Below are 22,659 nucleotides of genomic sequence, written 5' to 3'. Positions count from 1 at the left end.
GCCTAAGGTTTCAGCGCACCGCCGCCGCGCGCCTGGTGCCCAGGATGTACTGCTCCGCCGCACCGTCGTTGACCGAGGACCAGACCAGCTGTTCGTCAAGGAACTCGCGCCATTTGCCGTGCACCTTGGCGAAGACGGGGTTGGCCGCGGCCTCCTCCTTCAGCACCTCCTGCGTGGCCTTGTGCAGTGCGTCCATGATGGGCCTGGACCAGTAGTTGAGCTTGGCACCGCTGCCCACCAGCCGCTTCAGCGCCGGCACGTTGCCCACGTCGTACTTGGCCAGCATCTCGGCGCCGGCCTGCGCGCACGCAGCCTCCAGCGCGGCGCGATAGCTGTCGGGCAGCTCGGCCCAGGCCTTCTTGTTGGCAATGAAGCACAGCGAAGCGCCCAGCTCCATCACGCCCGGCCCGTAGTAGTAGCGCGCCACCTTGGCCAGGCCCAGCTTCTCGTCGTCGTAGGGGCCGACGAACTCCACCGCGTCGAGCGTGCCCTTCTCGAGTGCCGGGTAGACGTCGGCAGCGGCCAGCTGCAGCGGCGTTACGCCGAGCTTGGCGTAGACGCGGCCCAGCAGCCCGGGCACGCGCATGCGAAGGCCTTGGAAATCTTCCACACGCTTGATCTCCTTGCGGAACCAGCCGCCCATCTGCGCGCCGGTGTTGCCGCAGGGGATCTGCACCGCATCGAAGCGCTCGTAGATCTCGCGCATCGTCGACAGGCCGCCGCCGTGCGTCATCCAGGCCGTGTGCTGGCGCGGCGTCATGCCGAAGGGGATGCCGGTGTCGAAGGCCAGGGCCGGCTCCTTGCCCACGTAGTAGAAGCCGGCAGTGTGGCCGCACTCGACGCTGCGGTTCTGCACGCCGTCGAGCACCGCCAGTGGCGGCATCAGCTCGCCGGCGGCGAAGGGCGAGATGGTGAAGCGGCCGTCGGTCAGCTTGCGCACGATCTCCGCGATGGCAACGGCGCCGCCGAACACGGTGTCCAGCGACTTCGGAAAGCTCGAAGGCATGCGCCAGCGCACGGCCGGCGTGCCCTGCGCGATCGCGGGTGCGGAAACGGCGGCGGCGACGGCAGCGCCGGCCAGCAGGGAACGTCTTTGCATGGCGCTTTTCCTCAGGCGGTGAGACAGGCAGGGTCCGCGCGCAGCACGCGACGCGCGAAGTACTGGAAGGTGAGGTCGGTGATCTGCGGCTTCAGCAGGAAGTCGCGCGACTCGCGCGCGAGGTGCGCGGGCACCGGCTTGATGGTGCCGGCCGCCGCCGCGCGCAGCTGCACCGCCGCGGCCTGCTCCATCCAGATCGCCAGCGTCGCGGCCTCGGCCACCGTGGCGCCCGCGGTCAGCAGGCCGTGATGTGCCAGCAGCAGCGCCTTGCGTCCGTCCAGCGCCTCGGAAATGAGGCGCCCCTCGTCGTTGCCGATCGGCAGCCCCGGCCATTCCGACAGGTAGCCGCAGTTCTCGAAGAAGGGCGTGGCATCCATGCCCGCGACAATCAGCGGCTGACCGATGATGGACAGCGCCGACGCCGCCGCCGGATGGGTGTGGACGATGCACTGCACCGCCGGATTGGCGCGATAGACCCACAGGTGGAAGCGGGTCGCCGGGTTGGGCAGCGACACGCCGTCGAGTGGGCGCAGGTCGTCGTCCGTGAGGATGAAGCCCTGCGGCGTCGCCTCGTCCGCGCCGATGCCGAACTTCAGCGTGTAGTAAGTGCCGGGCCGTTCGCCGCGCGCCGTGATCTGCCCCGCCAGGCCGTTGGCCCAGTGCCCCTCGGCCGCGAGCATGCGGCAGGCCAGCACCAGCTGCTCGACGGTGCTCCACGATGAAGGACGGGTCTTGTCCTGCAGGTCGCGGTAGACCGCCGCCTTGATGTCCTGATCGTCTTGCATGTGCTCTCCAAGTCAACTTGTTGACCTATTCTGGTCAACGTGTTGACCTGTGTCAACATCGAAAGCACCATGGCCACCAGACCCCCCGCCCGCAATGCCTCCGTAGCCGCATCGCCCGCAAGAAAGCCGCGCACCCACCTTGCGGCAGCCGCGCCGGCACCGGACGAGGGCGCGCCCGTCCCTGCCTTCCAGAGCGTTGGGCCGCGGATCAAGGCGCTGCGGCGCCTGAGGAACATGACGGTGGAGGAGTTGGCGGACGCGGTGGGTGTGCACAAGGCCCACGTGTCCCGGCTCGAGCACGGCCTCAAGACGCCCTCCATCCACATGCTGGCGCGGCTTGCCAAGGCGCTGGGTACCAGCATGGGCAACCTGGTCGGCGAGACCTTGGACAAGGCCGACATCAAGATCACGCGCGGCGCCGACCTGGCGCCGGGCCATGCCGCCGAAGAGCCGGCGGCGCACCGCTTCGCGCCGCTGCTGCACGGCAACTCGGTGAGCGCCTTCGAGGCCTTCATCATCTACCCCGGACAGAGCGGCGGCTCGCTGCAGGCACAGCACGAGGGGCAGGAAATGCTCTACGTGCTGGCCGGCACCATCGACGTCATCTTCCCCGAGCGCACCGAGCGCCTGCAGGCCGGCGACTGCATCCACTTCCCAGGCTACCTGAACCACCGCATTGCCCGCATCGGACGGGCGCAGGCGCGGGCGCTGCTGGTGCTGTCTGCGCAGTGATCAGCGGAACAGGGCGTTGAGCTCCACGCCCGACGCGGCATCGGCGAAGCCGTCGAAGCGACCCTGTTCGAGCGCGCGCGCCGCGCGCATGAACCCGCCCCATGCCGCGCGCGCCAGCGCTCCGCCGACGCTGAGGCGGCGGACGCCGAGCGCCGCGATGTCCTGCAGCGTCAGCTCGCTGGTGGAGCCGACCAGCAGGTTGACCGGCTTGGGTGCCACCGCCGCCACCACCGCGGCGATCTGCTCGCGCGTGCGGATGCCCGGCGCATAGAGACAGTCGGCGCCGGCCTCCGAATAGGCCTTGAGCCGGGCGATGGTGTCGTCGAGGTCGGGGCGCCCCTGGAAGAAGTTCTCGGCCCGGCCGACGAGCAGCGTCTCGCCGCCTTCCTGATCGATGGCCGCACGTGCGGCGCGCAGGCGTGCAACCGCGAACTCGATGTCGTAGAGCGGGCGGTCCGGATCGCCCGTCGAGTCCTCGATCGACAACCCGGCGACGCCGGTGTCGATGGCCATGCGCACGCTCTGCGCGACGCCTTGCGGGTCCGTGGCAAAGCCACTCTCGAAGTCTGCGTTCACGGGCAGATCGGTGGCGGCGACGAGTTCGCGCAGATGGGCGAGGATCTGTTCGCGCGCAAGCGCACCATCGGAGTGGCCACGCGACCACGCGAAGCCGGAACTGGTCGTGGCCAGCGCCTTGAAGCCGAGGGTTTCGAGGAAGCGTGCGCTGCCCACGTCCCAAGGGTTGGGCAGGACGAAGCAGCTCTCGGTGTGAAGCTGGCGGAAGAGGGCGCGTTTTTCGGCAACGGTACGTGTCATGGGAATCTCGGCTCGGATGGATGTAGGGCATGAAGAGGCCCCGCCTGTGGTTATAGGGCACGACAGGGTCGAAGACACCCCAGGGAACTACTGCAAAATAGCCGCATGAACTGGTTCGCACCCCTCCTTGTCGCTTTGCTCGTCACCGGCTGCGGGGTGCCGCCCAACCAGGTCGTCCCGCTGCGCGACGGCACGCTGCGCGCCGCGACCTACATGCAGGCCGGCGACCATTGCCGGGACAAGGGGCTGAGCGCCCGCATGCTGGGCAAGGCGCCGGCAGAGCAGGGCGTGCTGTTCCGCTGCGAGTGACGATCGACGGCCGGACCTCGTCGACAGGCCCGGTGCCCTCGACCTGACCCTCTCCCGGAGGGAGGGAAGAAGACATTGTTCAGGCTCGCCGCGCCTCGAGCGCCGCGAAGGACGAGTCGAGCTCGCGCCCGTTCAGCACCGCGGTCATCGCACGATACAGCTGCCTCGGCAGCACCGGCTTGTGCAGCAGCGGCACGCCGGTGGCGCGCGCTTCGCGCAGGCGCTGCGGTGCGGTGTCGCCGGTGATCAGCAGCGCCGGCAGGCTCGCGCCGAACTCCGCGCGCAGGGCCGCGATGGCCTCGGCGCCGGTGCGCAGCTCGCGCAGGCGGTAATCGCTGATCACCAGCCCCGGCCGGTGCGCGCGCGCCAGTGCCTGCGCGTCCTCGATGGAATCGGCCACGTCGCAGGCGCAGCCCCAGGCGCCGAGCAGCTGGCGCATGCCGGTGCGTACGGACTCGTCGTCGTCGATCACCAGCACCCGCAGGTCGAACACGCGAGCCGGCCCCGGCAAGGCCTCGGCGCCGCTGTCGGCGACCACGCCTGCGCGCGCCGCCGGCAGGGTGAGCCGGAACACGCTGCCGCGCTTCGGCACCGACCTCAGGGAGAGCTCCTGCCCCAGCGCCCGCGCGAGGCCCTGCGCGATCGCCAGGCCCAGGCCCAGACCCTTGCGGCGGTCTCGCTCGGCGTTGCCGAGCTGGTGGAACTCCCGAAAGATCGCCAGGTGTTGCGCGGGCTCGATGCCGATGCCGGTGTCCCACACCTCGAGCACCACCTGCTCGCCCCGCGCGCGGCAGGCGACCAGCACGCCGCCGTGCTCGGTATAGCGGATGGCGTTCGACACGAGGTTGCGCAGGATCAATGCCACCAGCGCCGGATCGGAGCGCACGGCCTCATGCGTTTCGCGCGAGCGGTAGACGATGCCCTTGGCATCGGCCTGAGGCGCCAGCTCGTTCTCGATCTTGTTGAGCAGCGGCTGCAGCGCAAAGACCTGCGCCTGCGGCTCGACCACGCCGGCTTCGATGCGCGAGAAATCCAGCAGCGTATCGAGCATCTCGGCCGAGGCCTGCCAGGTAGCGCGCGCATTGGCCAGCGCGTCGTACTGGTCGGCCGAGAGCTTGGTGCGTGACAGCACCTCGAGGAACAGGCCCTGCGCGTGGATTGGCTGGCGCAGGTCGTGGCTGGCGGCGGCAAGGAACCGGGACTTGGCGAGGTTGGCCTCCTCGGCCGTCCGGTGTGCGGCCTGTGCATGCTCGGTCTCGACATGCAGGCGCTCGATCAGCTCGAGGTTCTCGAAGCGCAAACCGATCGCCCGGCGCGCGGCGCGCGAGCCGTTGCGCGCCTGCCCCAGCAGCGCCGCCGTGTAGATGATCGCAGCGACGCCAAGGGCCTCGTAGGCCGGGTCGTCCATGGACCACAGCCGGGCTCCAAGCACGATCAGCTCGGCGGTGCCGAAGACGATGAAGGCCGGGAGGATCGGCGCCAGGGACGACATGGAGCTGGCGGCCACGCCCGCCAGCACCGCCACCACCAGCACGCTGCCGGCCACCGTGCTGGTGCCCAGCGCGGCCCAGGCCAGCGCGCCCCACGCCACCCCGTCGATGGCGTTGAGCACCATCTTGCGCGCCAGCAGCCGGCGCCCGCCCGCGGGACTGATCTCGGACGCCAGCAGGCGCCGCGCGTCCCACGCGAGGTACAGCTTGAGCAGGATGATGATGCCGGCCCAGGCCCGCATCGCGAGCGCGTTGGACTCGTTGGAGAGCACCCACACCAGCAGCAGCGCCAGCAGGATGGTCGGGATGACCGAGGCGCCGATGTTGCCCAGCTGCAGCCGCAGCTGCTCCACCAGCATGCGTTCCTCCGGCAGGCGGGGCTTGTCGATCATCAGGCCACGAGGCCGCGCTGCCGTGCAGCGAAACCGGCTTCGGAGCGGCTTGAGACCTGCAACGCCGCCAGCACCGCCTGCACATGGCCGCGCACCGTGTTCTCCGACAGGTTGAGCCGCCGGCCGATCAGCTTGTTCGACAGGCCCTGGCACATCAGGTCGAGCACTTCGCTCTGGCGCGGCGTCAGCAACGGCTGCGAATCGGGGTCGCCCTCGCCAGACTGCAGGCCGTCGGCCTCGACCGCCAGGCCGTGGCGCAGCTGGCCGATCACCGCCAGGATCTTGTCGGCCGGTTCGGCCTTGGAGACGAAGGCGGCCGCGCCGCGCTCCATCGCCAGCCGGACCTTCTGCGGCGAAAGCTCGGAGGACAGGATCACCACCAGCGCCTGCGGCCATTTGCGCCTGACCAGCGCAATGCCTTCCAGCCCGTTCAGGCCGTGCAGCTGGATGTCCAGCAGCACCAGCGTGGGCTCCTGCATGGACGTGCGCAGGGCTTCTTCGAGCGATGCAGCCTCGGCCACCTCCAGGTCCGCGATGCTGGCGGTCAGGACCATGCGCAGGCCGCTGCGGAACAGCGCGTGGTCGTCGACGAGAAGAATGCGGGGCGGCAGCATGGAGGCAGGCGGGAGCAGGGGCGAGAGGGCGTCCAGGCATTCTGCCCAACTGACTGCGCCGCGCGGCCGGTCCAATTGGACTATTTACGCAAACCGGCGCGGCGGCGACCATCGAGGTCCCAACAAATTCACGCTCCCGTCTCCTTTTGTCCGCAGTCGAATGAAGCCCCTGGTCGAAATCCAACGCGTCGGATCGCACGCCTACACCTACCGCATCAGCGCCTTCGTCGCCGGTGCGGGCCCGGCGGGCGACGGCGGCACATTCGACTCGCTGGCGTTCTGCCTGTACGACGCCGGGGCTTCGCTGGGTCTCTATTTCCCGAGCGTCGAACTCAACATGGACGGCCTGTTCGTGGGCTCTTACTCGGTCGACGCGCTGCGCCAACATCCCAAGCGGGTGGCGCAGCGCATCCAGCAGCACTTCCAGCCGGCCTGAGCGCCGCTGCGTCAGCGTCCGCCGCTGGCCATCGGCAACAGCCTCGTGCGACCTCGCTCCTTCGGGGTGAGCGCCTCGACGCACATCGCACCTGCATTGGCATGACTCGCCGCTTCGCACTTCGATGCGGGAGCGTCGCGAGCAGCGGGCGGGCGATCAGAAAATTCACGAAAGCGTGAAAGAATTCATCAGAATGCTAACAAGATGTAAAAAATAGAATCGCGACTCTTGACCAGGAACGACCGGCATGGTGGTCAACGTGGAGGCAGTGCTCCGCGCTTGCTGGCCGGTTTCATTTGTTAGCAGGAGTTCTGACGTGCATTTTTTTTACGATGGCGCCGCGAAGCGCTCTTCCAACGCGGGCAAGGTAGCCAAGCTGCGCGGCAGTGCCCTGCCTTGGCTCGTGTGCCTGATGCTGACGGCCTGCGGCGGCGGCGGGTCAGGAGGAGGCGCAACAGGCGGCTTCTCGGGCGCCGATTCGGACAAATCCGCGGGCCTGGAGGCAGTCACCTTGGCGCCCATCTCCGGCATTTCGACGAGCGATCCGGGCGTCAAATTCGGGCCCGTGTCCCGGATCTTTGGAGATCCTCCGTTCAAGCTCGATCCGCCGTCCGGGGTGAGCGGCCCGGTCAAGTTCTACAGCAGGGATACCTCCGTGGCGACGATTGCCGGCGACATGGTGACGATCGTGGGCGCCGGCACGGTCAGGATCGATGCACAAAGCGCTGATCCGAGCGCCCCTCAGATCGGAGTTTGGGCCGAGCTGACCGTCAAGAAAGCGCAGCCGATTTTGTCAATGCCTACGGTGACGCTTCAGGCCATCGGGGAATCTGCGCAACTCCAGGCCCGCACAAAGAGCAACGGCGCCATCAAATACGCAGTTTCCAACATGAGGACAAGCACCGGAGCGGCTGGCGATGTTGCCTTCCTGGACAAGGACGGCCGGACACTCACCGCATGGTCTGCCGGAACTGCGACCATCACCGCGACCCAGGTGCCGACCGCCAACTATGAAGGCGGGACCGTCTCGGGCAACCTGGTCGTCGAGAAGCGGAAAAGCACCATCTCCCTCAATGATTTGACGCAACCATTCGCAGTGAGATTGGAGATACCGGTGGGTGCCGAAATCTACGACGAAGTGTCGGACGAATGGCGAACACCGACGATTACCTTGAGCAATGCAGATGTCGGATCCGCATCTTGGGACGCTCAGACCGGTACGCCGCACATTGTCCTGAACGCAAGCAAGGCCGGTATAACGTCTTTGACCTTCTCGCTGCCTGCGACAGCCAACCGGGCCGCTGCCATCAAGACAGTCAAATTGACCTTGACTCCGATCATCGAGGCGCAACCCGGCCGCCAGTTGGCCTTTGTGAAGGGCTACACCGTGTACACCGACGACTATGTCTTCAAGGACAACGTCGTGACCTTGAATTTGTGCCCCTCGATGAGCGAGAGAGTCGATTTCAGCTTTACTGAAAGTATGAATAACGCAGGAACGGCGCACGTGATTCTGAATGGCGTCGAACTGTCCCGCGACGGCACGACGGGTAACTACGTTGCCCCCAACATTCCCGGTGTTGCGACGGGCGATGCTCCGCTCAAGTTGAGGTCCGTCGTGGATACATACAGCGACGCTACCGGCACGTACCCGGGCACCGAGTTCAACTACTTCGTGAATGTGAACATCTTTCCGGATCCGAGGCTGGTCGAGAAGTGCTACGCCACCGGGCCCCGCTGATTGCGGCATTCCGATCGACATCGCCCCTGTCGCTGACCTTCTCTCCCATAGGTCGCTGAGGCCTGAAGAGGGCTGACCAGGCCCTTCATGGACGCCCGATGAATCTCATCGGGCGTTTTCATTTCCGGTGACGCGTGCGGTCCCTGCCGGGGTGAAGCCTCTCCTGCAGGTGCGGTTGCGACGATCGGCTCGAATGTTGGGCGACACTGTCGTTCCATGCAATCCGCCCCTGTCTCCGGCGCCCTGCCGATCCCGCCGCTGCGGCGCCCCACGCTGCGCTTCATGCTCGCCCACCCTGCGCACCCGATCGCGCTCGGCTTCGGCGCCGGCCTTGCGCCGCGCGCGCCCGGCACCGGGGGCACGCTGTGGGCCTGGGCTGCCTTCGTGCTCATGCAGCGCTGGCTCCCGGCGGGCGCGATCGGATGGATCATCCTGGCATCGCTGCCCATCGGCTGGTGGGCCTGCACCGTCACGGCGCGCCACATGGGCATCGCCGATCCCGGCGCGATCGTCTGGGACGAGGTCGTCGGCTTCTGGCTGGTGCTGTGGCTCGTGATGCCGGCCGGCCTGCTGGCCCAGCTGGTGGCCTTCGCGCTGTTCCGCCTCTTCGATGCCGCCAAGCCTGGGCCGGTGGCCTGGGCCGACCAGCTCTTCAAGCAGCGCGGGGCGACACCGGCCACCATGTCGTGGACCGCGGCCGGCTTCGGCATCCTGTTCGACGATCTGGTGGCGGCCTTCTGCACGCTGCTGGTGATCGCCCTGTTCCGCAGCTGGTGATGCCCATGAACGACGCTTCCTCCACCCCCGAATCCGACACGCCCGCGCTGGTGCTCCAGCTGGCCGAGCTGTTGCAGCACCAGGGCCGGATGATGGCCACGGCCGAGAGCTGCACCGGCGGGCTGATCGCAGGCGCCTGCACCGATCTGTCGGGCTCCAGCAACTGGTTCGAGCGCGGCTTCGTCACCTACTCGAACGCCGCCAAGACCGAGCTGCTGGGGGTCGACGCGGCGCTCATCGCGGCCGAGGGCGCCGTCAGCGAGCCGGTCGCGCGCGCGATGGCCGCTGGCGCGGTCGCTCGGTCGGCCGCGCAGGTCGCGGTGGCCGTGACTGGCGTGGCCGGCCCGACCGGCGGCAGCGCCGAGAAGCCGGTGGGTACCGTGTGGTTCGGCTGGTCGGTCGGCGGCCACGTGCACACCGAGCGCCGGCGCTTCGAAGGCGACCGGGCCGCGGTGCGGGCGGCCACCGTGAATCACGCCTTGCAGACGCTCTCGACGCTGTTGCGCAGCAGCTAAGCTCGGCTACGATCGCCGGCCATGCCCAACGAAGCCACCATCCAGCGCCTCTACGAGGCCTTCGCCAGGCTCGATGCCGACACGATGGCGTCCTGCTACGCGCCGGATGCGCGCTTCGACGACGAAGCCTTCTCGCTGAAGAGCGGCCGCGAAGTCGCTGCAATGTGGAAGATGCTGTGCGAGGCCACGCGCACCAAGGGGGCCGATGTGTGGAAGCTCAGCTGGCGCGACGTCCAGGCCGACGGCGCCACCGGCCGCGCCCACTGGGATGCGCACTACCGCTTCAGCACCACCGGCCGCATTGTCGACAACGCGATCGACTCCGAGTTCGGCTTCACGCCCGAGGGCCTGATCGCCACCCAGCGCGACCGCTTCGACTTCTGGGCCTGGTCGCGCCAGGCGCTGGGCCCGCCCGGCCTGCTGCTCGGCTGGACGCCGATGCTGAAGAACAAGGTGCGCGCCAACGCCGCCAAGAATCTGTCCGCCTTCATGGCACGCACAACATGACGATCACCATCACGAACCATCCCGAGAAGCACCGTTACGAGGCCGCCATCGACGGCCAGCTCGCGGGCTACTGCGAATACAACCTGCTCACGAACGCGGTGATGTTCACCCACACGGAGGTGCTGCCCGCCTTCGAGGGCCAGGGCGTGGGCTCGGCCATCGCGCGGCACGTGCTCGACGAGGCAAGGGCGCAGGGCACGGCCGTCATCCCGGCCTGCCTGTTCATCGCCGGCTATATCCGCAAGCACCGCGAGTACGTGGACCTGGTGCGGCCCGAAACGCAGCGCGCCTTCAAGATCTAGGGTTTGCGGGCCACCGCTCCCGGTGGCGCCGGCAGCCAGGCGAACGCCGCGCAGCCGGCTACGAGCAGCGCGGCAATGGTCGTCAGCACGGCCGTGTAAGGCTCGATGCCTTGCGACTGCGCCACCGAAGCCGCCACGCCGGTGAGCCATTGCATCAGCGCCACGCCGAGGAACATCGCCATGGTGAACACCGCCATCGCGCGGCCGGTGAGCGCCGCCGGGTAGGCCACCCGCACGTCGGCGTACTCCCACACGATGAAGCCTGACAACAGTCCGATCAGGATGGCGCACGCAATATCGATCCAGGCCGTGTGAAAGATGCCGATCGCAGCGAAGAGCGCCGCGTAGACGGCGCAGCAGGCCACGATGCGCCGTCGGCGCGCCGGTCCGTCGCGGTCCAGGCGGCCGAACAGCGGCGGCCCGCAGAGCGAGACGACCGACACGACCAATGCCACGTTGCCGCTCTGCACCAGCGAGTAGCCGTGGCGCTCCACCAGCAGCGGCCCCAGCCAGAGTCCACGCAGCGAAATGAAAGCCGCATAGGACACGGCGCCGAGCAGAAGGATGCCCAGCGTGTGCGGTACCGCGAACAGGGCGCCGAACCGGCGCAGCGCGGCAAGCAGCGACTCCTGGGTCTGCGCTTCCGCGCGCGCCGGCTCGCGCACCCACAGCAGGATGCTGAGCCAGGCCAGCGCCGAAGCGGCCGTCAGCACCGCGAAGCCCATGCGCCACGAACTTGCCTCCACCAGCCACGCGAGCGGGGTGCCGGTCAGCAGCATGCCCAGCCCGCCGACGCCCAGCACCAGCCCCGACACCGAGGCGAAGCGCGCCGCCGGGAAGTGCCGTGCGATAAACACGGTGCACACCAGGAAAGCCGGCGCGCAGCCGACGCCGATCAGCACCTGGCCCGCGATCAGCAGCGGAAAGCTGGTCGCCAGCGCGGATAGCACCGCCCCTGCGATCGCCAGCGGAAAGGCCGCGAGCACCGTGCGCCGCACGCCGTGCAGGTCGATGCCGATGCCCATGAAGAGCTGCATGGCGCCGAAAGCGAAGTGGAAGGACCCCGAAAACACGCCCAAGGCCTGTGCCGACAGTCCGAACTCGGCTTGCAACGGACCGGCCATGATCGCGCCCACCGTGCGGTAGGCCTGGCTGAGCGCGAAGGCGGTGCACAGTGTCAGCACCATGGCCCATGCGCTGCGGGACGGCAGCGTCGTGCTCACCTCAGCCGACACCGTGGCACTTCTTGTATTTCTTTCCGCTGCCGCAGGGGCACGGATCGTTTCGGCCCGGCGTGGCTTCCTTGCGCACGGTCTCCACGCGCGGTCCCTGGCTGCGCCAGAGCCGGCGCAGGTCGTACACGGCCCAGATGGCATCGCCGAAGTCGTCTACCCGCCGCTGGCTCACGCTGGGCGGGCCGTCTTCGCTGTACATCGAGAGCGTGGGCTTGCCGCGGTCGTCTTCGGTCAGCGCGACGATCGTGTCCAGCGCCTCGTCGAGGATGGCAGCCGCCTCCTTGTCGCGCGGTGAAATCCATTCCTCGGGCCAGTTCTCGACTGCGTACATGAATCCCAGGGCCCAGACCTGTGCGAAAGAGGGGACGTCCTCATCGGCGATCTCGCCACGCTCTTCCTCCGGCAGCGCCGCGACGGCGCCCCGCGTGTCCAGCACCTCCGGTTGCCAGGCGCGCTCGTCGTCGAGCGACTGCACCTCGGCGTCCAGCCCCTCTTCGATTTCACGCCAGCGCCGCTTCCAGCGCCACGCGAACTCCATGTGCCGGGCCGGCACGAAGGCTTCGCCGAGCAGCACCGGCCAGTACTCCGCCGGCTCGACGGGCCGGCGCATGCACACCAGCGCGGCCATGAAACCCTCGCAGAACTCCCACTGCGGGATCTCCTCGTCATGCTCGCGCATGGCGTCCAGCGCCTGGTCGAGGGCGTCGAAGTCTTCGGGGCCGAGGGGCGGCTGGTCGGGGGAGGGCGAGGGCGTCGTGGTCATGGCAGGGGGCAGCAGCCCTCTATGATGCAGCAAGCTCCCGGAGACCCGCCATTTCAGCAGCCCCGTCCTCTGCCCTCGAACCCCCACAGGCAGCCCTGGCCCCATGAACTCCGTGAAACGCGGCACGCGCCTGCAGGCGCGCAAGGGTCTGGCGTCGGCGCCCGCGCCCCTGGAGATCCACCCGCTCCCGCGGGAGCCGGGCGACTATGCGGAATTCCTGCGCGCCACGCTGCCGCATCAGCACAAGGCGGTTGCCAGCCACCGGCTCGGCAGGGAGCGCGTCTGGCTCAAGAAGGCCGGCCCGCCGCACGGCAAGCTGGGCTACCACCTGATGGCGATGGTCGCCGGCCTGCTGCGGCTCGATGTGCTGACGCCGGTGCCCAACCTGGGCGGCGAGGCCGCCATCGCCACCGAGGCGCGCCGCCTGCGTGCCCTGGGCGCCGCCGGGCTGCGCGTGCCGACCGTGCTGGCGCAGCAGCCCGACGGCCTGCTGATCTCCGACCTCGGCGAAAGCGGCCGGCCGCCGGTGGTGCTGCAAGAACGGCTCGACCACGCTGCGGCCATCGGCCCGAGCGCCCTCCTGGCGGTATGGCGCGAGGGCCTGGACGCCATCGCTACGGTCCACTCGCACGGTACCTACCTGAGCCAGGCCTTCGACCGCAACCTGGTGCTGTGCCCCGACGGCACGATCGGCTACATCGACTTCGAGGACGACCCGGGCGAGACCCTGCCCCTTGCCGAATGCCAGGTGCGCGATTGGCTCAGCTACCTGCACTCCACGGCGATGCTGGTGCGCGCCGCCTCGTCGGGGGCGGCCGGTACGCACTGGCATGCGGCGCTCGCCGATGCCAGCGACGAAGTGCGCGATCGCCTGGCGCTCGCAGCGCGGCGCATGCGCTGGCTGCGGCATCTGCCGGCAGGGCGGCGCTGGGGGCGGGACACGCAGCGCTCGCGGGCGGTGGCGCGGCTGCTGTGGCGCTGGTATTGCAGCGACCCGCCGCCTAAGCGCTCGTAGCGCCGGACTTCGGCCGCGCGGTCTCGTCGCTCGCTCGACTACATCTGAAATTGCCAGCACAAGGAGGAAGTGCCTCCACGCGTAGCCTGCAGGAAGGTCATTGGACCGACACCTGGACACCGAGCACCGCGAGATGCTTGCGCATCTCGAGCAGTGCGCGATCCTTGCTGAGCAGCCGCGCGCCTTGCGCCACCGCCAGGTCCACAAAGATCTGGTCGTCTGGGTCGCTGCACACGCACGGCGCGCGGGGCGGTACCTCGTGCAAGGGCAGCACGTGCCGGTCGAAGGCGGCGAGTACGCCGTCGGCGTCGCGGCCATTGCGCACCAGGCGCTCGGCCACCAGCCGGTAGCCGAGCACGCGCGCCAGCTCTTCGCGCATGGCGGGGGTGGCGATCCATTTCAGCTTGCCGGTCTCCAGCGCGGCGAGCAGGGACGCGTAATCGGGGTCGTCGAAGACCAGCAGGTCGAGGGCGATGTTGGTGTCGATGACGATACGCATGAGCGGCGATGCTAGTGCCTGTTTACGATTTGGAGATGCCGCAAAGACGCGCGGTGGATGAGAGAAAAGGCCAGATTCGCGCGAACGTGGGCGCTGGTCCCAGGGATTGGACAGGCATCAGCCCAGATGGGCGGGTCATTACGAGCGATCCAGATGGGCGGGCAGTCGATCATGGCCCAGCGGATTCTCTTCTCAATAGGTGAATCTATGTCGAATCATTATTCATTTAAGCTAAAGCACCCGACGGCAGACCTGTCGGAAATTGCTAAAAAAATATCACTGAGTGTGACTAGGATCTGGCATTTTAATGATCCCCGATTTACTCCCGACGGAGTCCCATTGCCCGGGAGCTATAGAAATTCTTACTGTATATTTAAACTTCCAGAAAAAATAGGATCCCTAACGGAGGCGATTAATCTTATTCAAGAAATTCTGTTGAAAAATCCAGAATTGGCGAATGAAATTCTGTCTTCTTCGATTGAAAAGAGCATCTATTGCACACTTGATGGAGAAGGGGAGTTCCTTGGTGCTACGGAGTTGAAGATTCTGTGCGATTTTGATATAAATCTTGAAATGGACTAATGGCCCCGCCCCGTCCATCTGAATGAACGCCAGCGAGACACTGTGAAAGATGCTTCAATTATTGATCGTTTTCGTCAAGGTAAGGTGAAATACTGCGATATCATTTGCTATTGGAAGGTGGTGCCCTCGATTTGGGTGAATTCGACGGGATCTCATTCAGCAGCCTGTTTTGAAGTTCTGAATGATTTAATCCAATTGAATTGGTGAGTGAAATTTAAAAAATGTCTGACATCGACATTTCGCCGGCCGCTTGGCGAGAGCGTGGTTTTGGACGCCTTCTATGACGCGGATCCGACCGAATATTCGATCCTTGATCGACAGCGGCACATAATTTTGACCTGAGGACCGTCGAGTGATCCGACAGGGCCGGCACTTTTCGGAACGTGGGCGAATATGCGAAGGGTCGTTAGGCTGGGCGAGGCGAGCGCTCTGCAGAGGGAAAATCAGGCGCTGAAAGAGAGCGGGCAGTTGCTCGACAAAGTGGACCGATCAAACAAGTAACCCGCCCTGCTTCGCTTGGGATCACGTCGGCAGATCGGCCCTCAAAATCCCCGCAGATCCTCCACCGGCAGCGCCAGCTTCCCCCCGGTGATCCGCTCCAGCGTGCGCGTCATGAGCGAAATGTCATTGTCGAACCCCCCATGCGTCGCCGCCTGCAGCAGCGGCTGGCCATCGGCACCGACTGCCACCTCGATGCGCGGCCCCTCGATGCGTCGGGTCCGGCCTTCGAGCTTCGAAGCCTTGGCGGCCTGGCGCCACACCGACAGCGCCTCGCCGGTGTCGGAGGTACCGTCCCAGCCCGAGTCGCCTTCGTCGTTGACGCGGTCCATCCCGAGGATCGGCGTGTGCAGGTCAGCCTCGAGCGCGTTGGAGACCAGGTACAGCAGCGACTTGCGGTAGATCGGGCCCACGGTGTCACGGCGTTCGGCCTCGTCCGTGAGCACTTCCAGGTGCAGGCGCTCCATCAAGCCAGCGTCTCCGGCGTAGTGGCGGTTCGCGAAGGCGACCGAGCAGGCCGGCGCATGAAGGTTGACGGACGCCAGGCGGTCGCTCAGGCCACCATCGCGGCCGGCGCGCTTGCGTGCGGCCAGCGCGGCGAGCAGGTGGCCAATTGCGATCGATCCCGCCGAATGGCCGATCAGGTGCAGCTCGAACTGCGCGCCCCAGTTGGCGCACAGCGCCTGCATCGCGTCCAGCAGCAGGTCGCCACCGTGCCGCTCGGCGAAGGCCAGGCCGGCGTTCTCCTTCATCTCGCTCCACAACGGCCGTGCCGCAGGCCGGCCGACGGTCTTCTCGATCAGCAGGTCGGTTTGCTCGCTGAACCATTCGCCGAAGCCGGCGCGGGCCGGCTCGCGTCGGAAGGCGTCGGCGATGAGGTTCGTCACCGACTCGAGGAATCCCGTCTTCCAGACCAGGAAGAGGGGATAGCAGCCGTTGCCGGTGAAGTAGCGGCCCATGGCGCTGGCGCGCTTGATCGCTTCCTGCTCGTTGTTGAGGCCACCGTGCACGTAGAGCACCAGGCGCTTGCGCACCGCCGCCTGCTTGCGGAACCAGTCGTCCGGCAGTACGCAGGCCTGCTGCTGCAGCTTGCGCGGTGGTTCGTCCTCCGTCAGGTACCGGCTTACGCGGCCGTCGTTGCCCAGCACCACGCTGTGCCGGTAGGCCAGGCTGGTGTCCCACCAGTTGCTGCGGTCGGCGCCGCTCGGACCTGAGGCGCTGCTGCCGCCCACGGCCAACTGGCCGGCAATCACCCCAGGCACGCCCAGCGAAACCACCCAGGCGTCCATCGCATGAGCCAGCCAGTCGAGGTAGCCCAACACCGCGAACCCGCCGGCGCCCCAGTTCTTGCTCCAGGAGTTCTGCAGGATGAAGCCCTGCGCGTTGAAGCCGATCAGCGCAAAGGCGTGCCCGCCGGCTTCGGAGCGGCGACCATCGAAGGCGATGAGCGGCAGCTCGGCATGGCTCTTCGGCGCCGGCGTGATCGGGACCGCGTCCCAGCCCGGGTGGGTAAAGGCCGAGACGAAGACCGCCCGGTGCTGCGCGATCGCGGCCTGCACGTCGGTGATGGAGCGGATGTCGATGCGGTAGTAGACGCCCAGCGTGTTCTGCGCCGCCCGCGTCGCGAAGCCGTAGTTGGCGGGATTGGCCTTCTCGGGCAGGTAGGGCCAGTCCGGCTCGAGGCAGACGCCGTGGTTGAACCAGCCCTTCAGCGCCCCGCGGCAGCTCGAGCCCTCGTAGTTCTCGCCTTCGTACTCGTCGTGCCGGCGCGCCAGCGTGTAGAGCATGCGCGGGCTCACCGATTCCATCTTCGCGGGCAGGCCGGACTTGACCCAGCGCAGGTAGTTGATGACGCAGCTGAGGCCAAAGCCGGTGCAGGCGCCTTCGCGGCCCTGGTCCAGGATCAGTCCGGCACGGGTGTAGGCCGGGAGGTACTGGCGAACCTCCTCGGCGGGCGGGAATTCGTCGGGCAGGCTGATGGCGCTCGGCTGGAACAGGCGGTCGCGCAGGTCGGCCGCGTCCTTGCGCGTGCGCGAGACGGTGGAGCGGCGCGAAGCCGCTGCCTCCGAGGCGGAGGCGTCGCTGCGGCCGGCGCCCGCGCCCACGCGCGGTGCGGGCCATACCGCGGCAGCGCGCTCGAAGACATCCTTGAAACGATCGAGGCCATGCGCGCCGCCGTTGACCAGCCGGCGGGCCTGCGCGAAGTCGCCTGCGCGGATGGCCGCGCGTGACTTCGTCGCCTTGTCCGAGAGATAGAGTGCGAGCAGCACTGCCGCGACCTCCGGCGCATTGGCGCGATCCGGCACTTGGTCGAGCGGCACGCCGATGCGCTGCCCGTAGCGGGTGTAGTTGTCCTTGCCGGTCAGCTGCACGAAGCCACGGCCGCGGTAGCGCTCGCCGTCGCCGGGCCGGCTGTTGCCGAGCGCGGTGCGCGTGTCGTACAGGCTGAAGGGCGCACCGCCCGGCGGCGTGTTGAACTTGGAAGGCGCCTCGGCAATCGGCACGAAGCCTTCGGTCTCGGCGCGGATCGTGCCCAGGGCGCACAGGATCATCGCGCGGTCCGTCAGCTCCGCAACGCCGAGCGCAGCCTCGATGTAGGGCAGGTAGCGTGCGATGTTGGCCGGCTTGGTGGCGGGGAACAGCCGGCTCACGTGCCCCACGTTGAGCACGAGCTCGAACTTGTTGGCATCGATTGCGAGCAAGTCGAGCAGCAGCTGGCAGCGCGGACCGACCACGCCGTCGCCGATCAGGCCGACGCCGGCCTGCCAGCGGCGGATCGCGGCGTCGAAATCTTCATCGATCGGCGTGCCCGAGGCCTGCAACGAGGGGAACAGCTTCGCGTCCTCGCCGAGCGCCTTCGCAAGCGCTTGGCGCAGCCGCTCGACGTCTTCTCCGGCGCTCCCCTTGCTCATCAGAATGTGCATCGCAGCCTCCTCGCGGCGGTGGGTGCGCGCCGCGCGACGGATGGTGCTGCGTGCGTCGGCGGGTGTCCATCCACCGAACCGGCTAGACCGTCGGGCCGTGCCCTCAGCGCTGGGTTGCGCGTGCGGGCTGCTGCGACAGCAGGAAGTTGCGGATGCGCCGGCAGGGCCACAGGCCGGCCTGATCCAGCGACTGGGCCTGGTCCAGCGCGCTCTCCTTCTCGGCGGGGCTGGGCGATGAAGTGACCCGATCACGCGTGTGAGCGGGCGTGGCGGCGTTCGTCCGTTGGCACATGACAAGGCTCCTTCGCAGTGAAGAGCCCGCGGCGGGAACGATCCAGGCAGCTGCGGCCATGCGGCGCGCGGCTGCGCACGATGGCTGCATGCATCAGCGACGGGAAGCGGACCGGGGAAAGAAGAAGCGCCTGCGGGTGACAGGCTTTGCGCTGCGGCGGATTCGGCCTGCAGCGCATGGGAGCTGCGCTACTGGGGTGCCGAAGAGGCCGCAAACCACGGGGTTCGCGTCACATCACTGATTCGACTGGCACTGTCCACGCACGAGGCTCCGAAATAAAGATGCGAGATTGTTGCAAGGCAACATGGCAGGGTCAACCGAGGGTCGGCGTAATCCTTGCGCCCTGTGTGCTTTATGCAACCGTCTTGCTGCGTGCGGAGCCCGCGACCATGTCGAAGCGGAACAGCCGGCACTCGATCGGCCCGTTCCACATCGGCACGCGGCGCGACTCCTTGAGCCGCATGCGCCTGGGCAACTGCAGGTCGGGCGTGAGCACCCAGGCGGTCCAGCCGGCGTAGTGCTTCTTCCAGTGGCTGGCGAGCTGCACGAAGAACTCGCCGCCGTCCTCGGTCTGGCCTTCTTCGCGGCTGCTGCGGCTTCCCCGGCCGCCGCCCGCCACGCCGCCCACCTCGATGCGCTCGCCATAGGGCGGGTTGAGCACGATCACGCCCGATTCGGCCGGCGGCATGCGCTGCAACGCGTCGCCGCCGCGCAGCTGCACGGCACCGGCCACCCCCGCGCGCTCGGCGTTGCGCTCGGCGAAATCGACCATGCGGTGCGACACGTCGGAGCCGAAGATGGGCGCCGACAGCGACGTCTTCACCGCGGTCTGCGCCTCGGCCTTGAGCCCCTGCCACACATGCGCCTGGAAAGGCAGCAGTTTTTCGAAGCCGAAGCGCCGCTGGCTGCCGGGCGCGATGCCCAGCGCCAGCTGCGCAGCCTCGATGACGATGGTGCCGCTGCCGCAGCAAGGATCGTAGAGCGGCACCTGCGAGACCTCGCCGCGCTCGGGGTTCCACCAGCCGCTGGCAGCCAGCATGGCGGCGGCCAATGTCTCCTTCAGCGGCGCGTCTCCCTTGTCCTGGCGCCATCCGCGCTTGAAGAGAGGCTCGCCGGAACTGTCGATGTAGAGGGTGCAATGCTCCGCGTCGAGGTGCGCGAAGACGCGCGCATCGGGCCACTGGGTCTCGATGCTGGGGCGCACGCCGTTGGCCTTGGCGCGGAAGCGGTCTGCAATCGCGTCCTTGATGCGCAGGGTCGCGAAGTTGAGGCTCTTGAGCGGGCTGTGCTGGGCCGTGGTCTCGATCTTGAAGGTGTTCTTCGGCGTCAACCAGAGCTCCCAGGCCACGCTGCCGGCGATGTCGTAGAGATCGTGCTCGCCCCGATAGGTCGCATGGACCAGTTCGATCAGCACGCGCTGGGCGAGGCGGCTGTGCAGGTTGAGCTTCAGGGCTTCGCGCCAGTCGGCGCGCACGCGCACGCCGCCACGCAAGACCAGGAGCTCATCGCCGGCGCGGCCGGTGAGCGCGTGCACCTCCTGAGCCAGGAAGTCCTCCACGCCGGCGGCGCAGGGCAGGAAAAGGGAAAGATCGTTCATGTCGGGAAATGGCCGGCCAGTATCCCATGCACCCCCTACCGCGTTTGCGCTATGGCCGGGCGCAAGCCCGGTGGGAAAATCGCCGGTCGCATTGCCGCATCGCAACAGGGGCTGCCATGACCACCAGCGTGCTGATCGTCGAAGACACACCCGAGTTCATGCGCCGCTTCTCGGAGGCGGTGCTCGCCGACCCGGGCCTCGTCCTGACGGGCATGGTCGGTACCGGGCTCGCGGCGATCGCGATGCTGGACGCCCAGCCGCCCGACGTGATGCTGGTCGACCTGGGCCTGCCCGACATCGACGGCGTGGAGGTGATCCGGCACGCGGCGCGCCGCCATCCGCAGTGCGACGTGCTGGTGGTCACCATGTTCGGCGACGACCAGCACGTGGTGGCTTCGATCGAAGCCGGCGCCACCGGCTACCTGCTGAAGGATGCAGGCGCCGGGCACATCGCCGCCAGCATCCACGAGTTGCGCGCGGGCGGCTCGCCCATCAGCCCCAGCATCGCGCGCCGAGTGCTGGCGCGGTTCCGCATCAGCGCCGTGCCGACGCCGCCCGCCCAGCCCGTGCCGAGGGAGGCGCCACCCTCGCCGCTGACGGAGCGCGAGACCGAGATCCTGCGGCTGGCTGCAAAGGGCCTGAGCTTCGAGACCATCGGCGAGCTGACCGGGATCTCGCCGCACACCGTGGTGGCGCATGTGAAGAAGATCTACCGCAAGCTTGCCGTGCATTCGCGCGGCGAGGCGGTCTACGAAGCGAGCCAGATGGGGCTGCTGTGATGCGGGGCCCGCGCCGCCCTGGCGCGCGGGCGGCAGGGCTGTTGCTGCTCCTCCTGGTCCTGGCCTGCTGCGCCGACAAAGCCGCGCCGGCGCTACTGTCGCCGCGCCATGCTGTCGTGCTTTCGGCGCCGGCGGTGGAGCGCACGCCGCCGCCGCCCGGCGCCGGCTGGCAGCCGGTGACCTTGCCCGACGACGCCGGTTATTCGCGCCCCGCGCTGGCGCGCGCGCCCGCCTGGTACCGCCTCGGATTCGACTACCCCGACGACCCTGCGCGCCAGGTGCAATGGGCCGTCTACGTGCCCTACTTCTACGACGGCGGCGAGATCTGGCTCAACGGCAGCCTGATCGGCAGCGTGGCGGAGCGCAGCGCGACGGTCCATGCGCGCACCTACCGGCCGCAGACGGCGCTGCTGCCCGCCTCGCTGCTGCGCCCGGGCTACAACGAGCTGGCGATCCGCGCCACGCCGTCCAGGGACTATCCGCTGCGCTTCCCGCAGGTCAGCATCGGGCCGCAGGAAGAGATCCAGCCGCTGCACAACCGGCGCCTCTTCTGGGTGCGTACCGTGCCCGAGCTGACGGTGCTGGTCTCGCTGCTGGTGGCCGGCTTCGTCGCCTTCATCTGGTGGCGCCGCCCGGACGAGTCGCTCTACGGCATGTTCGGGTTGGCGGCGGTGCTGTGGGCCGTGCGAACCATGACCTTCCTGATCGACACCTTGCCGATTGCTGAGTGGGAGTGGTGGCGCGTCCTCTATCAATGCGCCACGGGTGGGTTCGTGATCGTGATGGCGGTGTTCACGCTGCATTACGCGGGTATGCGCAGAGCGTGGCTGGACCGGGCGCTGGTCGCCTACGGGCTGGTGGGTCCGCTGTGGTTTGCGCTCGGCGGCTTCGCGGCCGAGCAGGCCATCGCGCGCTGGTGGCAGGGCGGCATGGTCGGCGTGGGCCTGTTGATCATCGCGGTCGCCTTGGTCTATGCGCGGCGCCGCGGCACGCTCACGGCCGCCGCTCTCTCGGCCGTGATGGCCTTCGCGGTGCTGGTCGGCATCCACGACTACCTGCTGACCTGGGACCCAGGCCTGCTCGGGCGCTTCTTTCCGGAATGGACCGGCCACCGCATTCATCTGCTGCACTACGGCTCCAACACGCTGCTGCTGGCCATGGGGGCGCTGCTGACGGCGCGCTTCCTGCGCACCTTGAATTCGCTGGAAGATCTCAACCGAACGCTGGAGACGCGGGTCGCCGACCGCGAGCGCGCCCTCGCCGACAACTACAAGCGCCTGGCCGCGCTGGAGCGCGAGCATGCCGCAGCCGAGGAGCGCCAGCTGATCATGCGGGACCTGCATGACGGCCTGGGCTCTCAGCTCTTCACCTCGCTGTCGCGGGTCGAACGCGGCGACATGGACGAGGGCCAGATCGCGGGCGCGCTGCGCGCCTGTATCGCCGACATGCGGCTGGCACTGGACGCGCTGGCCTCCGGCGAGCACGACCTGGCCGCGGCCCTGGGCGACTTCAGGTTCCGGTGGGAGCCGCAGCTGATCGCGGCCGGCGTGCGCTCCGGCTGGGACATCGACCTGCCCGACGGCAGCACGACGGTCGCGCCGCACGCCGCGCTGCAACTGCTGCGCGTTGCCCAGGAGGCGCTGACCAACGTGCTCAAGCACGCGCGCGCGACACGGGTGCAGGTGCGGCTGCGGCGCGCGGGCGAGATGCTCGAGCTGGAAATCGAGGACGACGGCTGCGGCCTGGAGGTCGAGCATGGAAGGCAAGGCGGCCGTGGCTTGCACAACATGCGCTCACGCGCCGAGCGGCTGGGCGGCACGCTGACGCTGCGCCCGGCGGAGTCGGGCGGCTGCTGCGTCCTGCTGCGCCTCCCCGTCGCAGCTTCCATGGCAGCTGCAGCCTGAGCCGACTCCCGCGAACGCGGGATGCTCGTCGCGAATGCGGAATTTTCGACGGCGCG

The 22,659-nt window shown here is 68.0% G+C and carries 23 protein-coding genes; 12 read left to right on the top strand and 11 right to left on the bottom strand.

The window, feature by feature from the left end; all coding sequences use genetic code 11:
* Positions 1–10 precede the first annotated feature (10 nt).
* On the bottom strand, positions 11–1,099 hold the full coding sequence (locus G3W89_RS25900) for a TRAP transporter substrate-binding protein (RefSeq protein WP_162576835.1): 1,089 nt from the start codon (positions 1,097–1,099) through the stop codon (positions 11–13).
* A gap of 11 nt (positions 1,100–1,110) precedes the next feature.
* On the bottom strand, positions 1,111–1,884 hold the full coding sequence (locus tag G3W89_RS25895; protein ID WP_162576834.1) for an aldolase: 774 nt from the start codon (positions 1,882–1,884) through the stop codon (positions 1,111–1,113).
* A 69-nt stretch (positions 1,885–1,953) separates the two neighbouring features.
* On the opposite strand from G3W89_RS25895, the gene G3W89_RS25890 reads away from it, so the two are divergent.
* Positions 1,954–2,616 carry a helix-turn-helix domain-containing protein gene (locus G3W89_RS25890; RefSeq protein ID WP_162576833.1) on the top strand — a complete coding sequence of 221 codons (663 nt, stop codon included), beginning with the start codon at positions 1,954–1,956 and terminating at the stop codon, positions 2,614–2,616.
* Here the strand turns inward: G3W89_RS25890 and G3W89_RS25885 are convergent, their stop codons facing one another.
* The gene (locus G3W89_RS25885; protein WP_162576832.1) at positions 2,617–3,432 is read right to left on the bottom strand and encodes an isocitrate lyase/PEP mutase family protein; all 816 of its coding nucleotides are present in this window, start codon (positions 3,430–3,432) and stop codon (positions 2,617–2,619) included.
* Positions 3,433–3,537: 105 nt separating this feature from the next.
* On the opposite strand from G3W89_RS25885, the gene G3W89_RS25880 reads away from it, so the two are divergent.
* A complete protein-coding gene (locus tag G3W89_RS25880; RefSeq protein WP_162576831.1) occupies positions 3,538–3,741 on the top strand; it encodes a hypothetical protein in 204 nt (67 codons plus the stop codon).
* A 79-nt stretch (positions 3,742–3,820) separates the two neighbouring features.
* Here the strand turns inward: G3W89_RS25880 and G3W89_RS25875 are convergent, their stop codons facing one another.
* Entirely contained in the window at positions 3,821–5,623 is a 1,803-nt protein-coding gene (locus G3W89_RS25875; protein WP_162576830.1) for an ATP-binding response regulator, read from the bottom strand.
* Positions 5,623–6,237: a response regulator gene (locus G3W89_RS25870; RefSeq protein ID WP_162576829.1), complete on the bottom strand. Its 615-nt coding sequence runs from the start codon at positions 6,235–6,237 to the stop codon at positions 5,623–5,625. Before G3W89_RS25870 ends, G3W89_RS25875 begins: the two co-directional genes overlap by 1 nt.
* A gap of 160 nt (positions 6,238–6,397) precedes the next feature.
* On the opposite strand from G3W89_RS25870, the gene G3W89_RS25865 reads away from it, so the two are divergent.
* From G3W89_RS25865 to G3W89_RS25840, 6 genes are all read left to right on the top strand, one after another.
* A complete protein-coding gene (locus tag G3W89_RS25865) occupies positions 6,398–6,673 on the top strand; it encodes a hypothetical protein (protein WP_162576828.1) in 276 nt (91 codons plus the stop codon).
* A gap of 247 nt (positions 6,674–6,920) precedes the next feature.
* Positions 6,921–8,414 carry a hypothetical protein gene (locus G3W89_RS25860; RefSeq protein WP_162576827.1) on the top strand — a complete coding sequence of 498 codons (1,494 nt, stop codon included), beginning with the start codon at positions 6,921–6,923 and terminating at the stop codon, positions 8,412–8,414.
* 216 nt (positions 8,415–8,630) lie between these two features.
* A complete protein-coding gene (locus tag G3W89_RS25855; RefSeq protein ID WP_162576826.1) occupies positions 8,631–9,191 on the top strand; it encodes a phosphatidylglycerophosphatase A family protein in 561 nt (186 codons plus the stop codon).
* 5 nt (positions 9,192–9,196) lie between these two features.
* The gene (locus G3W89_RS25850) at positions 9,197–9,706 is read left to right on the top strand and encodes a CinA family protein (RefSeq protein WP_232076757.1); all 510 of its coding nucleotides are present in this window, start codon (positions 9,197–9,199) and stop codon (positions 9,704–9,706) included.
* 21 nt (positions 9,707–9,727) lie between these two features.
* A complete protein-coding gene (locus G3W89_RS25845) occupies positions 9,728–10,213 on the top strand; it encodes a nuclear transport factor 2 family protein (RefSeq protein WP_162576824.1) in 486 nt (161 codons plus the stop codon).
* Entirely contained in the window at positions 10,210–10,515 is a 306-nt protein-coding gene (locus tag G3W89_RS25840; protein WP_162576823.1) for a GNAT family N-acetyltransferase, read from the top strand. Before G3W89_RS25845 ends, G3W89_RS25840 begins: the two co-directional genes overlap by 4 nt.
* On the opposite strand, the gene G3W89_RS25835 is transcribed toward G3W89_RS25840, so the two are convergent.
* Together G3W89_RS25835 and G3W89_RS25830 are read right to left on the bottom strand one after the other, a co-directional pair.
* Entirely contained in the window at positions 10,512–11,702 is a 1,191-nt protein-coding gene (locus G3W89_RS25835) for an MFS transporter (RefSeq protein ID WP_162577653.1), read from the bottom strand. The two genes, G3W89_RS25840 and G3W89_RS25835, sit on opposite strands and share 4 nt — an antisense overlap.
* Before the next feature lie 37 nt (positions 11,703–11,739).
* A complete protein-coding gene (locus G3W89_RS25830; protein WP_162576822.1) occupies positions 11,740–12,513 on the bottom strand; it encodes a YecA/YgfB family protein in 774 nt (257 codons plus the stop codon).
* Between the two features lie 103 nt (positions 12,514–12,616).
* Between G3W89_RS25830 and G3W89_RS25825 the strand changes: the two genes are divergently transcribed.
* Positions 12,617–13,528, top strand: coding sequence for a hypothetical protein (locus G3W89_RS25825; RefSeq protein ID WP_162576821.1), 912 nt, complete (start codon positions 12,617–12,619; stop codon positions 13,526–13,528).
* Between the two features lie 97 nt (positions 13,529–13,625).
* Here the strand turns inward: G3W89_RS25825 and G3W89_RS25820 are convergent, their stop codons facing one another.
* Positions 13,626–14,027 carry a PIN domain-containing protein gene (locus G3W89_RS25820; protein ID WP_162576820.1) on the bottom strand — a complete coding sequence of 134 codons (402 nt, stop codon included), beginning with the start codon at positions 14,025–14,027 and terminating at the stop codon, positions 13,626–13,628.
* A gap of 57 nt (positions 14,028–14,084) precedes the next feature.
* On the opposite strand from G3W89_RS25820, the gene G3W89_RS25815 reads away from it, so the two are divergent.
* Complete coding sequence (locus tag G3W89_RS25815; protein ID WP_162576819.1) at positions 14,085–14,609, top strand: hypothetical protein; 525 nt, start codon at positions 14,085–14,087, stop codon at positions 14,607–14,609.
* Between the two features lie 542 nt (positions 14,610–15,151).
* On the opposite strand, the gene G3W89_RS25810 is transcribed toward G3W89_RS25815, so the two are convergent.
* The 3 genes from G3W89_RS25810 to G3W89_RS25800 form a co-directional block, all read right to left on the bottom strand.
* Positions 15,152–18,031, bottom strand: coding sequence for a peptidase C1 (locus G3W89_RS25810; RefSeq protein WP_162576818.1), 2,880 nt, complete (start codon positions 18,029–18,031; stop codon positions 15,152–15,154).
* 103 nt (positions 18,032–18,134) lie between these two features.
* Positions 18,135–18,323, bottom strand: coding sequence for a hypothetical protein (locus G3W89_RS25805; RefSeq protein WP_162576817.1), 189 nt, complete (start codon positions 18,321–18,323; stop codon positions 18,135–18,137).
* A gap of 352 nt (positions 18,324–18,675) precedes the next feature.
* On the bottom strand, positions 18,676–19,920 hold the full coding sequence (locus G3W89_RS25800) for a THUMP domain-containing class I SAM-dependent RNA methyltransferase (protein ID WP_162576816.1): 1,245 nt from the start codon (positions 19,918–19,920) through the stop codon (positions 18,676–18,678).
* Between the two features lie 116 nt (positions 19,921–20,036).
* Between G3W89_RS25800 and G3W89_RS25795 the strand changes: the two genes are divergently transcribed.
* Both G3W89_RS25795 and G3W89_RS25790 read left to right on the top strand, forming a co-directional pair.
* Complete coding sequence (locus tag G3W89_RS25795) at positions 20,037–20,699, top strand: response regulator (protein ID WP_162576815.1); 663 nt, start codon at positions 20,037–20,039, stop codon at positions 20,697–20,699.
* A gap of 41 nt (positions 20,700–20,740) precedes the next feature.
* Entirely contained in the window at positions 20,741–22,603 is a 1,863-nt protein-coding gene (locus G3W89_RS25790) for a sensor histidine kinase (protein WP_162576814.1), read from the top strand.
* Positions 22,604–22,659 lie beyond the last annotated feature (56 nt).

The sequence above is a fragment of the Variovorax sp. PBL-H6 genome (assembly GCF_901827155.1).
In the GTDB taxonomy this organism is placed as follows: domain Bacteria; phylum Pseudomonadota; class Gammaproteobacteria; order Burkholderiales; family Burkholderiaceae_C; genus Variovorax.
This window is presented reverse-complemented; position numbering and strand designations above follow the sequence as displayed.

Bases quoted from the DNA above. Each gene is read 5' to 3' on its own strand.
- G3W89_RS25900 (WP_162576835.1), bottom strand. From the start codon at position 1,099: ATGCAAAGACGTTCCCTGCTGGCCGGCGCTGCCGTCGCCGCCGCCGTT.
- G3W89_RS25895 (WP_162576834.1), bottom strand. From the start codon at position 1,884: ATGCAAGACGATCAGGACATCAAGGCGGCGGTCTACCGCGACCTGCAG.
- G3W89_RS25890 (WP_162576833.1), top strand. From the start codon at position 1,954: ATGGCCACCAGACCCCCCGCCCGCAATGCCTCCGTAGCCGCATCGCCC.
- G3W89_RS25885 (WP_162576832.1), bottom strand. From the start codon at position 3,432: ATGACACGTACCGTTGCCGAAAAACGCGCCCTCTTCCGCCAGCTTCAC.
- G3W89_RS25880 (WP_162576831.1), top strand. From the start codon at position 3,538: ATGAACTGGTTCGCACCCCTCCTTGTCGCTTTGCTCGTCACCGGCTGC.
- G3W89_RS25875 (WP_162576830.1), bottom strand. From the start codon at position 5,623: ATGATCGACAAGCCCCGCCTGCCGGAGGAACGCATGCTGGTGGAGCAG.
- G3W89_RS25870 (WP_162576829.1), bottom strand. From the start codon at position 6,237: ATGCTGCCGCCCCGCATTCTTCTCGTCGACGACCACGCGCTGTTCCGC.
- G3W89_RS25865 (WP_162576828.1), top strand. From the start codon at position 6,398: ATGAAGCCCCTGGTCGAAATCCAACGCGTCGGATCGCACGCCTACACC.
- G3W89_RS25860 (WP_162576827.1), top strand. From the start codon at position 6,921: ATGGTGGTCAACGTGGAGGCAGTGCTCCGCGCTTGCTGGCCGGTTTCA.
- G3W89_RS25855 (WP_162576826.1), top strand. From the start codon at position 8,631: ATGCAATCCGCCCCTGTCTCCGGCGCCCTGCCGATCCCGCCGCTGCGG.
- G3W89_RS25850 (WP_232076757.1), top strand. From the start codon at position 9,197: ATGAACGACGCTTCCTCCACCCCCGAATCCGACACGCCCGCGCTGGTG.
- G3W89_RS25845 (WP_162576824.1), top strand. From the start codon at position 9,728: ATGCCCAACGAAGCCACCATCCAGCGCCTCTACGAGGCCTTCGCCAGG.
- G3W89_RS25840 (WP_162576823.1), top strand. From the start codon at position 10,210: ATGACGATCACCATCACGAACCATCCCGAGAAGCACCGTTACGAGGCC.
- G3W89_RS25835 (WP_162577653.1), bottom strand. From the start codon at position 11,702: ATGGTGCTGACACTGTGCACCGCCTTCGCGCTCAGCCAGGCCTACCGC.
- G3W89_RS25830 (WP_162576822.1), bottom strand. From the start codon at position 12,513: ATGACCACGACGCCCTCGCCCTCCCCCGACCAGCCGCCCCTCGGCCCC.
- G3W89_RS25825 (WP_162576821.1), top strand. From the start codon at position 12,617: ATGAACTCCGTGAAACGCGGCACGCGCCTGCAGGCGCGCAAGGGTCTG.
- G3W89_RS25820 (WP_162576820.1), bottom strand. From the start codon at position 14,027: ATGCGTATCGTCATCGACACCAACATCGCCCTCGACCTGCTGGTCTTC.
- G3W89_RS25815 (WP_162576819.1), top strand. From the start codon at position 14,085: ATGAGAGAAAAGGCCAGATTCGCGCGAACGTGGGCGCTGGTCCCAGGG.
- G3W89_RS25810 (WP_162576818.1), bottom strand. From the start codon at position 18,031: ATGCACATTCTGATGAGCAAGGGGAGCGCCGGAGAAGACGTCGAGCGG.
- G3W89_RS25805 (WP_162576817.1), bottom strand. From the start codon at position 18,323: ATGTGCCAACGGACGAACGCCGCCACGCCCGCTCACACGCGTGATCGG.
- G3W89_RS25800 (WP_162576816.1), bottom strand. From the start codon at position 19,920: ATGAACGATCTTTCCCTTTTCCTGCCCTGCGCCGCCGGCGTGGAGGAC.
- G3W89_RS25795 (WP_162576815.1), top strand. From the start codon at position 20,037: ATGACCACCAGCGTGCTGATCGTCGAAGACACACCCGAGTTCATGCGC.